We start from the raw sequence: 14,732 nt of genomic DNA, 5'->3' as shown, positions 1-14,732 counted from the left end.
TGGTGATGCGTCGTGGACCTCTTCCTCTCCGTCGCGTTCGTGCTGTGCTGGAGCTCGGGGTTCGTGGGCGCCAGGCTGGGCACGGAGGACGCCGGTGCGGTGACGCTCCTGATGTGGCGGTTCCTGCCCCTCGCGCTCGTCCTCGTCGCGGCGGCCGTCGCGCGCGGCAGGGCCTCGTGGCGGGGGCTGGCCGCGCGGGACCTCGGGCGGCAGGCCGTGATCGGGCTCCTCTCCCAGAGCGGCTATCTGCTCACCGTCTACTGGGCGATCCAGCTCGGCGTGTCCAGCGGCACGACCGCCCTGGTCGACGGCACCCAGCCGCTCGTCGCCGGAGCGCTCGCCGGCCCGCTTCTGCGCCAGTACGTCTCGGGCCGGCAGTGGCTCGGCCTGTGCCTCGGGCTCGCCGGCGTCGTCCTCGTCGCCACGGCCGACGCGGGCGCCGCCGGCGGGGTGGCCTGGTGGGCGTACCTGGTGCCGTTCGCGGGGATGCTCTCGCTGGTGGCGGCCACCTTCCTGGAACAGCGGTCCCGTACGGACGTCCCGCCCGTGGTGTCGATGACCGTCCACTGCGCCACCAGCGCGGTCGTGTTCACCGGCGCCGCTCTCGCGGCCGGGGCGGCCGTGCCGCCGTCCGCGCCGTCGTTCTGGGCCGCGATCGGGTGGCTCGTGCTGCTCTCCACCTGGGGCGGCTACGGGCTCTACTGGCTGGTGCTGCGGCGCTCCGGCGTCACCAAGGTCAACACGCTCATGTTCCTGATGGCACCCGTCACGGCCGTCTGGGGCGCCGCCATGTTCGGCGAGCCGTTCACCCCGCAGACCGCCGTCGGCCTGGCGGTCGCCCTCTCGGCGGTCGTCGTCGTGCGGGCCGACGCCAGGGCGGTCCGCACCTGCCCGGACGGCGGGTCCGGGGCGGTACCCGCCGTGGACAGGGCGCCGCAGGGCGGGAGTTCTAGGCGGAGGTGATCGTGGCGAGCCGCCGATAGGAGTCCAGGAGCCTGTCGCGGTCGTACGTGCTGGTGGTGACGAGGACCTCCTGGGCGCCCGTCTCCTTCAGCACCGTCTCCAGCTCGTGCGCGACCTGCTCCTCGGTGCCGGCGATCTGGCCGGTGAGCCCGGACTCGTAGAAGCCACGTTCCTTGGCGGTCATCGCCCGTGCCTCCACCACCTCGGCGGGCGGCAGGGGCGGGAAGGTGCCGTGGGTGCGGGAGTACGCCATCGACCAGGCCTCGGGGATCAGGAGCCGCCGTGCCTCCTCGGGCGTGGCGGCCACCGCGATCGTGCCGGAGATCACGACGTACGGCTCCCGCGCCCAGGGAGAGGGCCGGAAGTGCGCGCGGTAGTGGTCGATGCCGCGCCGCATCTTCTCGCGGTCGCGCAGGTCGCCGATGACCATCGGCAGGCCCGCACGGGCGGCGACGGCGGCGCCCTCGCCCATCGCGAGGACGAACGGCGGCACGGTCAGCCCCTCGGCGGGGCGCGCGTGCACGCCGGTCGGGGAGGCGCCCCGGAACCAGCCGAGCAGCTCGTCGAGCTGGGCCGCGAAGTCGTCGGCGACGTCCTTGTCCCGCCCGAGTGCCTTGCGCACCCCGTCCGTGAAGCCCACGGAGCGGCCCAGACCCATGTCGATCCGGCCCGGGAAGAGCGACTCCAGCACCCCGAACTGCTCCGCCACCACCAGCGGTCGGTGGTTCGGCAGCATCACGCCGCCGGTGCCGACCCGGATCCGCCCGGTCGCGGCGGCCACGGCGGCGGCCAGCACGGTCGGCGCGGAACCGGCGACCCCGGGCACGCCGTGGTGCTCCGACACCCAGAACCGGTGGTAGCCGAGTTCCTCCAGGTCACGCGCCAGCCGCACGGTGTCGCGCAGTGCCTCGGCGGGCGGGTGGCCCTCGCGGGTGCGGGAACGGTCGAGGACGGAGAAGCGGGTGCCGGCGATCAGGGAACTCACACGAGGTGCAACGCCTGGCGGCCGGTGGCATTCCCGCGCCCGGTGTCCGCCGGGCGCGGAAAACCGCATGACCGCAGTCCCGGGGGCCAGCACAATGGGACACGCCCCCGCGGCGGCCGCACGTCCACTCGTCCCACCCAAGGAAGGCGGCCGACCGTGACCGTCCCGAATCTCCTGCTGTCCGGCGTCGTCGGTTCCACCGCGTACGGGCTCGCCCACGCCGGTTCCGACGTCGACCGCCTGGGCCTGTTCGCCGCGCCCACCACGGACCTGCACGGCCTGCGCGGCCCGAAGGAGTCCCACGTCACCACGGCACCGGACCGCACCCTGCACGAGGCCGCGAAGTGGTGCCGGCTCGCCCTCGGCGGCAACCCGACCGCCATGGAACTGGTGTGGCTGCCGGCCGAGCTGTACGAGGTGCGCACCCCGCTGGGCGAGGAACTCATCGCCATCCGTACCTCGTTCCTGTGCGCCCAGCGCGTCCGGGACGCCTACCTCGGCTATGCCACCCAGCAGTTCCGGCGGCTGGAGCGCCGCGGCGACGGCTCGTTCTCCGCGGACACCCGCGGACGGACCGCCAAGCACGCCCGGCACCTGAAGCGCCTGTGCCACCAGGGGCTGGAGCTGTACACCTCAGGCCGCCTGGAGATCCGCGTCGAGGATCCCGAGGAGTACCACGCCTTCGGCGAACGTGTCGCAGCCGACCCGTCGGCCGCGCTGCCCCTGCTCCGCCACTACGAGGCGGCCTTCGACGAGACACCGACCGCGCTGCCGCAGGAGCCCGACGAGGCGGCGGTGCGAGCGTGGCTGCTCCGGGTCCGCCGCCGCTTCTACACCGAGGAGACCACCACGTCGTGCTCGTGCTCGCAGGCCTCGTCGATGCCGTAGGTGTCCCAGGCGGGGAACGGGTCGGCCGGTGGCAGCGGTTCGCCCGGGGCCAGCAGGCAGCCGGCGAGCGCGTCGCGGAGCGCCTGCGCCGCCAGCCGCGTACCGATGAAGACCAGTTCCTGGGCGAACGGGCTGTCGGCGTCGCGGGCGGCGGACGGTTCGAAGCGGGCCACCGAACCGGCCTGGGACCACAGGCCGGTCACCCGCGGACGGCTGGCCAGGGCGAAGAACCCCTTCGAGCGCAGGATCCGCCCGTAGGCGCCGCTGTCCAGCCCTTCGGTCACCAAACTCCACAACCGGCCGGGGTGGAAGGGGAGTTCGGAGCGGAAGACGAGGGAGGAGACCCCGTACTCCTCGGTCTCCGGGACATGGTCGCCGTTGAGCTCCCGCACCCAGCCCGGTGCCTGCTGGGCGCGTTCCAGGTCGAACAGCCCGGTGCCCAGCACCTCGGGGAGATCCACCCGCCCGCGTACCGCCGGGACGATCCGGGCGACGGGATTGAGCCGGCCGAGCGCCGCACTGAGCCGGGCCGCGGACCGCGCGTCGACGAGGTCGAGCTTGTTGAGCACGATGACGTCGGCGAACTCGATCTGGTCGACGAGCAGGTCGCTGACAGTGCGTTCGTCGTCCTCGAACGGGGCGAGGCCGCGGGCGGCGAGTTCGTCGCCGTTCGCCAGCTCCGGCAGGAAGTTGACGGCGTCCACCACCGTGACCATGGTGTCCAGCCGGGCGAGATCCCCGAGTGTGGCGCCGTCGTCGCGGGCGAAGGCGAAGGTGGCCGCGACGGGCATCGGCTCGGAGATGCCCGACGACTCGATGAGCAGATGGTCGAAGCGGTCCTCGCGGGCCAGCCGGTCCACCTCCTCCAGCAGGTCGTCGCGCAGGGTGCAGCAGATGCACCCGTTGGTCAGCTCGACCAGCCGCTCCTCGGTCCGCGACAGCGCCGCCTGTCCGCCGCGGACCAGCGCGGCGTCGATGTTGACCTCGCTCATGTCGTTGACGATCACGGCGACCCGCAGCCCCTCGCGGTTGGCGAGGACATGGTTGAGCAGGGTCGTCTTGCCCGCCCCGAGGAACCCGGACAGGACGGTGACGGGCAGCCGGCGGTCGCTGGGCATCCCTCAGCCCTCGGGGCGCAGCAGCCCGCGCTCGTACGCCTTGACCAGGTTCTGCGGTACGAGGTGACGCACGCCGTCGATCGTGACGGGCACCAGCGTGGGCGTGGCGGCCTTCCACTGCGCGCGTCGGTGACGGGTGTTGCTGCGGGACATCTTCCGCTTGGGAACAGCCATGACGGTCCTCCTCGGTGGGGTGAGCACCGAGGACGCTACATGAAAATGGATCCCATTAACAATGAGGGGGGTCGTGTGACGGCCGGGAAGGTCTCAGCGGCGGGAACGCGTGCGCGCGTCCCGGGGCGGCCGGATGAACTGCAACTCCAGCGTGAGCGGCGGCTCGGCCACCCCGGGCCCGCCCGCCGCCGCCCACCGCACGACCTCCTCGGTGCTGTCGTCGTCCGTGACGAACCCGATCCAGACGGCCCGTCCCCCGGCCCGGCGCCCGGCGGCCGAGGGGCGGACGACGATGACGTCGGCCTGGTCGCAGGGGCCCAGGCAGTCGGTCGTACGGACCTGGAAGCCGTGCTCGGCCGCCGCGGCGCGCAACAGCTCCAGGCGCCAGGCCGGGTCGGTGCCGGGCTGCTTGCGCGGATTGCCGCAACAGCAGCCCCGGCACACGACGAGGGTGCAGGAACCGGAACCGGTCAGGCGGGTACGGGGCGTCGAAGGCATGGGAGAAGCATGCGGCCTTCGCCGGTCAGAGGGGGTCGCCGGGGTGGGGTTCCGGTCAGAATCGCGCCCCGATGCCCGTCCCGTCACGCGGCACGAGGAACGACGGTGCGGCCGGCAGGGATCCGTCGGCCTTGCGCGCGCCCGTGAGAGGAGCGGCGTCCGTGCTCAGGACCGAGGACGCGTTCCACGTACCGCCCAGGTTCCAGGAGTTGCCGCTGGAGACCGTGGCCGAGCCGAGGGCGACGGCGCGGGCGTCCGCGACCGAGAGGTTGGCGGTGAGCACGGCCTTGCCGCCGGAGACGTCGACGTCGAAGCCCGTACCCGCGTTGGCGTGGGTGGAGTTGCGGGTCAGGACGAGGGCGCCGGTGTTCCCGTTGTCCGTGACGCCGTGCGCCGCGTTTTTGAACGCCACGCTGTTGCGCAGGGTGTGGGCCACCGCCGGGGCGGGGCTGCCGCCGCCGAGCTTGAAGCCGTTGCCGTCGCCCGCGAAGTCGGGGAAGCCCCAGCGGTTGACGCCGTTGCCGTACGCGACCGTGTTCTCGACCAGGACCGGCGAGGTGAACTTCCAGTTGTCGAAGCCGTCGTCGACGTTGTTCCACAGCCGGGCGCCCCGCACCACGTTGCCCGTTCCGGTGCCCTCCTTGATGGCGAGACCGTCCGCGCTCTCGCCGTTCTTGCGCGGGTCGCGGTTGGCGTAACTGTCCAGGTTCAGGATCTGGTTGTTGCTGGAGGCTCCCTGGAGCTGGAAGCCCGACTCGTAGTTGTCGTGGGTCTTCAGCCGCGCGAAGACGTTCCCGTTGCAGCCGTCGCAGTACACGCCGTACGGACCGTTGACGATCTCCAGGTCCGAGATCCGCCAGTACGACGCCTCCTGGTGGATCGCCCCGCGCTCGGCGCGCGGGATGCTGCCGCCGACCGGCGTGTGGCTCGCGGGCAGCCGCTCGCCGTCCACGACGACCCGCTCGCCCTGGTAGGCGCCGAGCGTGATCGGCTGGGACGCGGTGCCCGAGGTGGTGAGGGTGATGTTGTCGGTGAGGGCGTACGTCCCCCCGCGGACGGCGATCGTGTCGCCGGGCCCCGCCAGGTCCACGGCCCGCTGGATGGTGCGCAGGGGCTGGGCGAGGGTGCCCGCCGCGGAGTCGTCGCCGTTGGCCGCCACGACCAGGGTCGTCGCGGCGGTGGCGGCGGACGCCGGGCCCGCCGTGCCCCCTCCCGTCACCAGCGCCGCGCTCACCAGTGCCGTCGTCGCCCAGACCGTCGTGTCGCGCATCCTGCGCATGGGGCCTCCCGCCTTCGCCGTGCGTGCCATGTCGCACAGCAGTGGCCGCCGGGGGCGCGGGGGTTGCCGGGTCCGCGGGCGCGGATGTCTAGGGTGGAGCGCGTGACCGACAGCAGCAAGCCACCGCTCGCCGTGTTCGACCTGGACAACACCCTCGCCGACACGGCCCACCGGCAGCGGTTCCTGGAGCGCGCGCCGCGCGACTGGGACGGGTTCTTCGCCGCCGCGCCCCAGGACCCGCCGATCCCCGAAGGCATCGCGCTGGTGCTGGAGAGCGCGCGGGAGTGCGAGGTCGTCTACCTCACCGGACGGCCCGAGCGCTGCCGGCGCGACACGCTCGACTGGCTCACCGCGCAGGGGCTGCCCGAGGGGCGGCTGTACATGCGGCGCGACAACGACCGCAGGCCCGCCCGGCGCACCAAGCTGGAGCGCCTGCGCCGGCTCGCCGACAGCCGGGAGGTCAGGGTGCTCGTGGACGACGACGAGCTGGTGTGCGAGGACGCCGAACGGGCGGGTTTCACCGTCGTACGGGCCCGCTGGGCGGCCCAGTCAGCCCAGCTGAAGGTCGCGCAGGAGCGGGAGGGGCGGACCTGAGACCCCGGCGCGTTCCCGGGGCCTCAGGGGGTGTCACTCCCGTCAGGGGTGTCAGCACCGTCCGGAGTGTCTGTGCCGTCCGGTGTGTCAGCACGGTCCGGTGTGTCAGTCGGACTCGTCCAGCCGGAAGCCGACCTTCAGGCCGACCTGCCAGTGCGCCACCTGCCCGTCCTCGATCTGGCCCCGCACCTGGGTGATCTCGAACCAGTCGAGGTTGCGGAGGGTCTGCGAGGCACGGGAGATCCCGTTGCGGACGGCCTGGTCGACGCCCTCGGGCGAGGTGCCGACGATCTCCGTGACCCGGTACGTGTGGTTCGACATGCGGGGCTCCTCTCGGCGGTGACGGGTGTCACCTGTGTCGGGCGGTCATTCCACGGTGCCCCACGCGACGGCGGCGCGCGAGACGGCCCGGCGTCCGCCGTCACCGCGCCACGCTCAGCGACAGCGCGAACCGGCCCTCGCCGTCCGTCCACCAGTGGGCCAGGCCGAGGCCCGCCGCGGCCAGTTCCGCGCGCACGCCCTCCTCGCGGAACTTCGCCGACACCTCGGTACGCAGGTCCTCGCCCGCCGCGAAGTCGACGGCCAGGCCGAGCGAGGGGATCTTCACGGTCTGTGCCGTACGGGAGCGCAGCCGCATCTCGATCCACTCGTTCCCGGCGTCCCAGAGGGCGACGTGGTCGAAGGCGCCGGGATCGAAGTCGGCGCCCAGTTCGCGGTCGACGACGGTCAGGACGTTCTTGTTGAACTGGGCCGTCACCCCGGCCGCGTCGTCGTACGCCCGCACCAGGACCTCCTCGTCCTTGACCAGGTCCGTGCCGAGCAGCAGTGCGTCGCCGGGGGAGAGCAGGGCGCGGACGGACGCCAGGAACGCGGCCCGCTCGGCCGGCAGCAGGTTGCCGATCGTGCCGCCGAGGAAGGCCACGAGCCGGGGGGCGGGTGTGTCCGGCAGGGGCAGCCGGGCGGTGAAGTCGGCGATCAGCGCGTGCACCCGGAGCCCCGGCCGCTCGGCGACGAGCGCGTGCCCGGCCTGGGTGAGCGCGCTCTCGCTGACGTCGACGGGGACGTACGTGCGCAGGCCGGTCAGCGCCCCGATCAGGTGGCGGGTCTTCTGCGAGGAGCCGGAGCCCAGTTCGACCAGCGTGCGGGCGCCGGTCACCGCCGCGATCTCACCGGAGCGGGCGATCAGGATCTCCCGTTCGGCGCGCGTCGGGTAGTACTCGGGCAGTTCGGTGATCCGCTCGAACAGGTCGCTGCCGCGGGCGTCGTAGAACCACTTAGGCGGCAGTGTCTTGGGGGTGCGGGTCAGGCCCCGCAGGACGTCGGCGCGCAGAGCGGCGTCCGTCGCGTCCTCGGCCAGGACGCGGGTGACAAGGAACGGACTCACGTGCTGGGCTCCTTCGGTGAGGACGGTGACCCTGTCCCGGCGGAGCCGGGGGCGGGAGCGGGCCGCAGTGGCTCACTCGGCTCCTTGAGCGGGGTGAGCAGCACGTCGGTGCGGCTCGCCGCGAGCAGGGTGCGGTCGGGGACCTCCCGCCAGTGCGGGTCGTCGTCGTAGGGCTCGGAGGCCACGACCGTGCGGCGGCCGGGCTCGGAGAGGTACCAGAGGGTGTCGCCCCAGGCGGTCGCGGTGATGCTCTCGCCGTTGGCCAGCAGCAGGTTGAGCCGGGAGCCGGGGGCCGCCGCGGCGACCTCCAGGACCGAGTCGGCCAGGGCCTGGCCCTCCTCGTCGCCGCCGCGCAGCCGGGCCAGGACCAGCGCCCACACGAGAGCCGAGTCGTTGCGCGCCTCCAGCGACAGCACGTCGGCGGCGGGCAGACCCGCCACGAGCGGCGCCAGCGAACCCGGCCAGCCCGCGACCGCCCCGTTGTGACTGAACAGCCAGCGGCCCGCGGCGAACGGCGCCGCCGCGGCCTCCGCGTCCGCGCCCGCCAGGGTCGCGTCCCGGACGGCGGCGAGCACGGCCCCGGAGCGCACCACCCGGGCCAGGTCGGCGAGCGACCGGTCCGCCCAGATGGGCCCGGCGCGGCGGTACCGGGCCGGTTCCGGGTCGCCGTCGGCGTACCAGCCGACGCCGAAGCCGTCGGCGTTGACCGTCCCGTACCGCTGCCGCCGGGGCGCCCAGGACTGCCGGTACAGGCTGTGCGGCGGCTCGGTCAGGATCCGGCCGAGCGGTTCCTCCGGGCCCAGGTAGGCCAGGTGACGGCACATCAGACGGCCTCCGAACGGGCGGTTCGGAACCCGGAGAAGATCTGCCGCCGGATCGGATGGTCCCAGTTGCGGAACGTCCCCCGGCAGGCCACCGCGTCCACGGCGAACGAACCGCCGCGCAGCACCTTGTGGCCGGGGCCGAAGAAGACCTCCGAGTACTCCTTGTACGGGAACGCCTGGAACCCCGGGTACGGCAGGAAGTCGCTCGCCGTCCACTCCCACACGTCACCGATCAACTGCCGTACGCCGAGCGGGGACTCACCGGCCGGGTAACTCCCGGCGGGCGCCGGACGCAGATGCCGCTGGCCCAGGTTGGCGTGCTCGGGCCCCGGGTCGGTGTCGCCCCACGGGTAACGCGTCGAGCGGTCGCCCGCCGGGTCGTACCGGGCGGCCTTCTCCCACTCGGCCTCGGTGGGCAGCCGGCGCCCGGCCCAGCGGGCGTAGGCGTCCGCCTCGTACCAGCACACGTGCACCACCGGCTCGTCGGGCGGCACGACCTCGGTGACGCCGAAGCGGCGGCGCAGCCACTGCGTGCCGTCGCGGTGCCAGAACAGCGGCGCGTGGAGGGAGTGCCGGCGGATGTGGGCCCAGCCCTGAGGCGCCCACCAGCGCTCCTCGTCGTAGCCGCCGTCCTCGATGAACGCCTGGTACGCGGCGTTGGTCACCGGAGTGGTGTCGATGGAGAACGGCGGCACCTCACGCCGGTGCGCCGGGCGTTCGTTGTCCAGCGCCCAGGGCTCGTCCGAGGTCCCCATCGTGAACGGGCCGCCGGGGACCAGGACTTGGGCCGGGCCGGTGAACAGCGGTACCGGGTCCGGGTCCGGGGCGGTCAGGGCCTGCGGCCCCCTGCGGAGCTGATGGGTGATCAGCATCGTCTCGTCGTGCTGCTGTTCGTGCTGCGCGACCATCCCGAAAGCGAATCCCGCCTCCGTGAGCCGCGTCCCGTGAAAGGCGGTGCGCTCCAGGACGTCCAGCACCCGGCCGCGGACGTCCGCCGCGTACCCGCGGGCCTCCGCGGGCGCCAGCAGGGGCAGGGAGGGCCGCTCGGAGCGCGGGTGCTCGAAGGCGTCGTACAGGCTGTCGATCTCGGGCCGGATCGCCTCCTGCCCGGCGACGGCCCGCAGCAGCCACTGCTCCTCCTGGTTGCCGATGTGCGCGAGGTCCCACACCAGCGGCGACATCAGCGGCGAGTGCTGCGCGGTCAGGTCCGGATCCTCCACGCAGCTGGTCAGCAGCGTGGTGCGCTCCCGTGCGGTCGTCAGCGTGGTCAGCGCCCGCTCGCGGAACGCCTCGCCGTCGAGTCCGGGGTCGAGGCCGGCGGCGGCGCCGGCGGAGCCGGTGCCGAGGGCGGGGTCGGTCATGTGCGGATGTCCTTCCCGGGGGCGCGGCCGTCCGTGCCGCGCAAGCGGTCGAGCAGGTCGTCGGCGGGGCAGCGGCCCGGCACGACATAGCGGTCCCGGTACGCCGTCACCGCGTCCGTCACGTCGGTGGCGGCACCGAGCCGGGGCAGGGCCTCCAGGGCCACCGCGAAGCACGCGACGGCGGCCTCGTGCAGCTCAGGGTCGGTCAGGCCGCGCCGGGCCGCTTCGGTCCACAGCGGATTGTGCGGCGCGGGCAGCCCCATGCCCCGTTCGGCCAGGGGCTTCATGATCCGGTAGGCGGTCTCGGCAGCCGCCGGGTCGTCGAAGAGCGCCGTCGTGACGGCGAGCGGCACGATCCAGCCGTCGTCGCCGGGCTGCGCGTCGATCATGCGCAGTTCGAGGTGGCCGCGCGGTCTGACCGGCGGGAACAGGGTCGTGACGTGGTAGTCGAGATCCTCCCGGGTCGGCGGCCTGGGCGACCGTGACCGGGTCCACTCCCGGAACGACAGCCCGTCGGGCACCTCCCACGGGCCGCTCTCCCGCCGTACGCACATCACCGGGGCGTCCAGGACGTGCCGGGTCCAGGCGGTGCGCGGGTCCGTGTCCGGTGCGGGCGCGCCCGCGCGGTCGGCGCCGATCTGCGTCCACAGCAGCTGCCGGGAGGAGAGCCACCCGGTGGGCTCGGAACCTGCCAGGGGCGAGTTGGCGAACGCGGCCACCAGCACCGCGCCCAGCTGGTGCGCCAGCCACCAGCGCCGCCCGAGTCCGAGCGGGCCCGGCTCCTCGTGTCCGGCGTCCAGGCACACCTGGACGGAGGCCGAGGTGCACATCATGGCGCGGCCGGCCGGGCCGGTGCGGTCGAGGCACGTCTCCATGGCGTCGTAGCGCGGCTCGCGCAGGAAACGGCGGGGCGGGTGCCAGGGATCCTGGCCGAGGCCGACGAGAGCGAGACCGTCCTCGGCGAGGACCGCGCGGACGGCGTCCAGGTCGGCGGAGACGGTACCGATGCACTCCGTCAGGGAGGCGGCGGGCGGCGAGCTCAGTTCCAGCTGGCCGCCGGGCTCGACGGTGAGCGCCGACCTCAGGGGCACGGTCCGCAGTGCGGCGTAGGCCGCTGCGAGTCGTTCGGGTGTCACGGGGAGCCGCGGGGCGCGCAGCTCATGGACGAGCCACTCCACTTCCACGCCCACCCTGCGCGGTGGGCCGGTCTTGAAGCAGATGCCCCGGACCAGGGCCTCCACCTCGGTTTCCGTGATGGCTGTACCGGTCTCCGTACAGCCACTCATTGAGTCAGACATGTCGGGATCCTCCTGAGATTCCACCATGCCGCCGGCCCGGATTCCGATGGGCCGGGGTCGGCACACCCGACCCACCCAAGACCTTTCCGCCGTTCCGCACAAGGGGGCACATCCCCGCAATCGGGGCCGCGGGGCCCCGTTCCCGGGATGGTGTCGAGGAGTTTTCCTGCGGGCCCGGGGCCAGGAAAACGCGTTGCGCCGCAGGATCAGGATCGCTCACGATGCGTACGTGGGCACGACGGGGGAGGCCGCGCGGCACGCGGTCATGGCGCGCACGGGGGTGGCGCCATGAGCGCGCGCCTGCGCGGCATCGCGCAGCAGACGGAGCGGATCGTGGCGGCCGGGGCCTACCGCGCGCCGGCCGGGCACGAGGTGTCCATCGCCGCGGCGGTCGAGGCGGCCGTGCACGGAACCCGGATGTACGGGCCGGGCCCGGTGGAGGTACCGCCGGCCCCGTCTGCGGACACGTGTGTCGAGGTCACGGGCGAGAGCAGCCTGGAGGCGGCCCGCCGGCTGGCCTCACCGGTGGCCGTGCTGAACTTCGCGTCGGCCCGCAATCCCGGCGGCGGATTCCGCAACGGCGCCCAGGCCCAGGAGGAGGCCCTGTGCCGGGCCTCCGCGCTGTACGCCTGCCTGGCCGGGGCCCGGGAGTTCTACGACCACCACCGCGCCCACCGCGACCCGTTCTACACCGACCGTGTCCTGCACGCACCGGCCGTGCCCGTCTTCCGCGACGACCGCGGCCGTCTGCTGGACGAGCCGTACACCGCCGGCTTCCTGACCGCGGCCGCGCCGAACGCCGGCGTGGTGCTGCGGACGGCACCGGAGCGGGCCGCCGACCTGCCGACGGCCCTGGCGGTCCGGGCGGAACGGGTCCTGGAGACCGCCGCCGCGCACGGCTACCGGCGGCTGGTGCTCGGCGCGTGGGGCTGCGGAGTGTTCCAGAACGACCCGGCGCAGGTCGCGGACGCCTTCCGGACACACCTCGGTCCCGGCGGCCGCTTCGCCGGCACCTTCGCGCACGTGGTCTTCGGGATCCTCGACCGCACCCCGGGTGCGGTGGTGCGTGCGGCGTTCGCGCGGGCGTTCCCGGAGCGTCGGACCCCGCCGCCCGGCATCAGCCCTTCCGGCGTGTGAGGAGCGGGGTCCGGGGCGGAGCCCCAGAGCCCCAGAAGGGCGGGACGGGCAGGAGCGGCGGGTCAGGTCCAGCCGTAGCGCTCCGCCAGCCGGTGGCGCACGAGGTTGAACCGCATCCGGTCCAGGGCGCAGGCCTCGCGGCGCATACCGGCCTCGTGCAGGCGCAGGACACGGTCCACGTCGACCCATGAGTCCCGTCCCGAGCGGTCCCACGGCCCGCTGCCGATCGGCACCCACTCCCGGTCCCCGTCGTGCCGTTTGCTGGACAGCTGGACGGCGAGGAAGGTGCCGCCGGCCTCGCGGGCGACGACGAGCACGGGGCGGTCCTTGCCCCGGCCGTCGTTCTCCTCGTAGGGGACCCAGGTCCAGACGACCTCGCCGGGATCCGGGTCCCCGTCGTGCGCGGGCGAGTACTCCGTGCGCACCCGGCCCACCGCGCGCGGGTCGGCCTCGGTCGTGGCGGAGGGGCCGAACCGGCCGGGGACGTTCTCATCGACAGAAGCAGTCACGGGCGCAACGTTAGAGCCCTCGCGGGGCTCCGCCCGCCCCGCCCTCCGTCCTTCGCCACCGGCACCCGCCGCCTGCCCGTTCTGGTACGGGCGTGGGACGGCGAACACCCTTACGCGGAGGGGGAGTTCGAGGCGGCATGCGCCGGCGGCCACGCCTCGTGCCAGCGCAGGTCCGTCTCCAGCTGCGCCGCCAGGGAGAGGAGCAGCGGCTCGCTGTTCGCGGGACCGAGCAGCTGGGCGCCGATCGGCAGACCGTCCGCGACGAAACCGGCGGGCACGTTGACGCCGGGCCAGCCCAGCACGTTCCACGGCCAGGCGTAGGGGCAGGCGGCGATCATCGCGCGGTCGGTGGCCAGGCCGTTCAGGCTCAGCAGCGCGCCGATGCGCGGCGGGGGCGCGGCCGTGGTCGGCGCGAGGACCACGTCGTACGACGTGAAGAACCCTCCGATGCGACGGTGCAGCACCGCCTCGGCGCGCCGGGCCGCCCGCAGCGGTGCCCCGCCGAGCAGCCCGCCCAGCCGGGCGGCCTCCCGGGTGCGGCGGTCGAGGAGGGTGGGGAAGGGTGCCTCGCGGACGCGTTCGGCGAGACCGGCGGTGGCGCGGGGGACGAACGCCAGCCCGATCTGTCCGTACGGCGGATCGGCCTCCTCGACGTCGTGCCCCAACGCGCCGAGCCGGTCGGCGAGTCGGACGACCAGGGCGCGCACCTCCGGCTGGAGGCGGGCGGGCAGGGCGGTGAAGGGCGGCTTGAGGGAGAGCGCGACGCGCAGTCGGCCGGGATCGCGGCCGACGGCCTCGGCGGCGCGGACGGCCGGCGGGCGGTGCGGGTCCAGGTCGTGGTTGCCGCTCGCCGCGTCCAGCAGCAGGGCCGCGTCGGCGACCGTGCGGGCCAGGGTGCCGTTGACCGTGATGCCGTGGAACGACTCGCCGCGCGGCCAGGTGGAGATCCGGCCGCGCTGCGGCTTGACGCCGATGAGATGGGTCCAGGAAGCCGGGATGCGTACCGAGCCGGCCCCGTCCGAGCCGAGTGCGGCGGGCACCAGGCCCGCAGCGACGGCGGCGGCCGAACCACCGGACGAACCCCCGGGCGTGTGCTCCGGGCTCCACGGATTGCGGGTCGCGCCGAAGGCCGGCCCCTCGGTGAACGGCCACTGCCCGAACTCGCAGGTGTTGGTCTTCCCGACGATCACCGCCCCGGCCGCGCGCAGCCGCCGTACCGCCTCGCCGTCCCGCGCCACCGGCGGGAACGCGCCCCGGCAGCCGAACGCGGTCGGTTCGCCGGCCACGTCCATGTCGTCCTTGACGGCCACCGGCACCCCGAGCAGGGGCTTGCGCACCCCGGCGGCCAGTGCCTCGTCCGCCGCCTCCGCCTCGGCGAGCGCCGCCTCGGCCCGTACGACCCGGAAGGCGTTCAGCGAGTCCCGGGTGGCCTCGATCCGGGCCAGGGCCCGCTCCGTGAGCGCCCGGGCGGTCACCTCCCCGGCGGCCAGCGCCCGGGCGGACTCCGTCAGGCCTGCGGAACGGTCGAGCGTCATGCGGGACACCTCCGGGGGGCGGTCCACTGCACCGTAACGTCCGTGGGGGCGTGGCGGAACGCCTCGACGGCAGCGGCGGTCCGGCGGCCCGGACGGCGAGCACCCCGGTTCTCTGCGCGGATCACGAGGTCGTGCGCAAACCATTGACGCGTTCGCGCCCCACCCCTACCTTCTGATCGACTTTC

General features: G+C 74.0%; 16 protein-coding genes. 4 read left to right on the top strand and 12 right to left on the bottom strand.

Translation table 11 applies throughout. The features are described from left to right. Positions 1-12 precede the first annotated feature (12 nt). The gene (locus tag ACWD0J_RS23890; protein ID WP_451497849.1) at positions 13-963 is read left to right on the top strand and encodes a DMT family transporter; all 951 of its coding nucleotides are present in this window, start codon (positions 13-15) and stop codon (positions 961-963) included. Here ACWD0J_RS23890 and ACWD0J_RS23885 read toward each other — a convergent pair. Further along, complete coding sequence (locus ACWD0J_RS23885) at positions 950-1,948, bottom strand: LLM class flavin-dependent oxidoreductase (protein ID WP_451497848.1); 999 nt, start codon at positions 1,946-1,948, stop codon at positions 950-952. The genes ACWD0J_RS23890 and ACWD0J_RS23885 overlap by 14 nt on opposite strands. A 156-nt stretch (positions 1,949-2,104) precedes the next feature. Between ACWD0J_RS23885 and ACWD0J_RS23880 the strand changes: the two genes are divergently transcribed. Continuing rightward, on the top strand, positions 2,105-2,836 hold the full coding sequence (locus tag ACWD0J_RS23880; RefSeq protein ID WP_451497847.1) for a nucleotidyltransferase domain-containing protein: 732 nt from the start codon (positions 2,105-2,107) through the stop codon (positions 2,834-2,836). Here ACWD0J_RS23880 and ACWD0J_RS23875 read toward each other — a convergent pair. The 4 genes from ACWD0J_RS23875 to ACWD0J_RS23860 form a co-directional block, all read right to left on the bottom strand. Beyond that, complete coding sequence (locus ACWD0J_RS23875) at positions 2,779-3,954, bottom strand: GTP-binding protein (RefSeq protein ID WP_451497846.1); 1,176 nt, start codon at positions 3,952-3,954, stop codon at positions 2,779-2,781. The two genes, ACWD0J_RS23880 and ACWD0J_RS23875, sit on opposite strands and share 58 nt — an antisense overlap. A 3-nt stretch (positions 3,955-3,957) precedes the next feature. Next, positions 3,958-4,128 (bottom strand): 50S ribosomal protein L32, encoded by a 171-nt coding sequence (gene rpmF, locus ACWD0J_RS23870; protein WP_095750490.1) that lies wholly within the window; start codon positions 4,126-4,128, stop codon positions 3,958-3,960. A gap of 93 nt (positions 4,129-4,221) precedes the next feature. Further along, positions 4,222-4,626: a (2Fe-2S) ferredoxin domain-containing protein gene (locus ACWD0J_RS23865; protein WP_451497845.1), complete on the bottom strand. Its 405-nt coding sequence runs from the start codon at positions 4,624-4,626 to the stop codon at positions 4,222-4,224. Positions 4,627-4,681: 55 nt separating this feature from the next. After that, positions 4,682-5,896 (bottom strand): right-handed parallel beta-helix repeat-containing protein, encoded by a 1,215-nt coding sequence (locus tag ACWD0J_RS23860; RefSeq protein WP_451497890.1) that lies wholly within the window; start codon positions 5,894-5,896, stop codon positions 4,682-4,684. A 111-nt stretch (positions 5,897-6,007) separates the two neighbouring features. On the opposite strand from ACWD0J_RS23860, the gene ACWD0J_RS23855 reads away from it, so the two are divergent. Then, positions 6,008-6,499, top strand: a complete 492-nt coding sequence (locus ACWD0J_RS23855) for a phosphatase domain-containing protein (protein ID WP_451497844.1) — start codon at positions 6,008-6,010, stop codon at positions 6,497-6,499. Positions 6,500-6,604: 105 nt separating this feature from the next. Here the strand turns inward: ACWD0J_RS23855 and ACWD0J_RS23850 are convergent, their stop codons facing one another. From ACWD0J_RS23850 to egtA, 5 genes are all read right to left on the bottom strand, one after another. Further along, entirely contained in the window at positions 6,605-6,820 is a 216-nt protein-coding gene (locus ACWD0J_RS23850) for a dodecin (RefSeq protein ID WP_451497843.1), read from the bottom strand. A gap of 100 nt (positions 6,821-6,920) precedes the next feature. Further along, on the bottom strand, positions 6,921-7,883 hold the full coding sequence (egtD, locus tag ACWD0J_RS23845; protein ID WP_451497842.1) for an L-histidine N(alpha)-methyltransferase: 963 nt from the start codon (positions 7,881-7,883) through the stop codon (positions 6,921-6,923). After that, a complete protein-coding gene (gene egtC / locus ACWD0J_RS23840) occupies positions 7,880-8,707 on the bottom strand; it encodes an ergothioneine biosynthesis protein EgtC (protein WP_451497841.1) in 828 nt (275 codons plus the stop codon). Before egtC ends, egtD begins: the two co-directional genes overlap by 4 nt. Continuing rightward, on the bottom strand, positions 8,707-10,068 hold the full coding sequence (egtB, locus tag ACWD0J_RS23835; RefSeq protein WP_451497840.1) for an ergothioneine biosynthesis protein EgtB: 1,362 nt from the start codon (positions 10,066-10,068) through the stop codon (positions 8,707-8,709). Before egtB ends, egtC begins: the two co-directional genes overlap by 1 nt. Then, positions 10,065-11,366 (bottom strand): ergothioneine biosynthesis glutamate--cysteine ligase EgtA, encoded by a 1,302-nt coding sequence (gene egtA, locus ACWD0J_RS23830; protein ID WP_451497839.1) that lies wholly within the window; start codon positions 11,364-11,366, stop codon positions 10,065-10,067. The genes egtB and egtA overlap by 4 nt, the downstream gene beginning before the upstream one ends. Positions 11,367-11,654: 288 nt before the next feature. Here egtA and ACWD0J_RS23825 point away from each other — a divergent pair, with 288 nt between their 5' ends. After that, positions 11,655-12,503: a TIGR02452 family protein gene (locus ACWD0J_RS23825; protein ID WP_451497838.1), complete on the top strand. Its 849-nt coding sequence runs from the start codon at positions 11,655-11,657 to the stop codon at positions 12,501-12,503. Positions 12,504-12,565: 62 nt separating this feature from the next. On the opposite strand, the gene ACWD0J_RS23820 is transcribed toward ACWD0J_RS23825, so the two are convergent. Next, the gene (locus ACWD0J_RS23820) at positions 12,566-13,012 is read right to left on the bottom strand and encodes a type II toxin-antitoxin system PemK/MazF family toxin (protein ID WP_451497837.1); all 447 of its coding nucleotides are present in this window, start codon (positions 13,010-13,012) and stop codon (positions 12,566-12,568) included. 110 nt (positions 13,013-13,122) lie between these two features. Continuing rightward, positions 13,123-14,547: an amidase gene (locus ACWD0J_RS23815; protein ID WP_451497836.1), complete on the bottom strand. Its 1,425-nt coding sequence runs from the start codon at positions 14,545-14,547 to the stop codon at positions 13,123-13,125. Positions 14,548-14,732 lie beyond the last annotated feature (185 nt).

This window comes from Streptomyces sp. NPDC003011, assembly GCF_053591515.1.
Note: the sequence above shows the minus strand (reverse complement) of the source record. Positions and strands in the feature narration are given on the sequence as shown.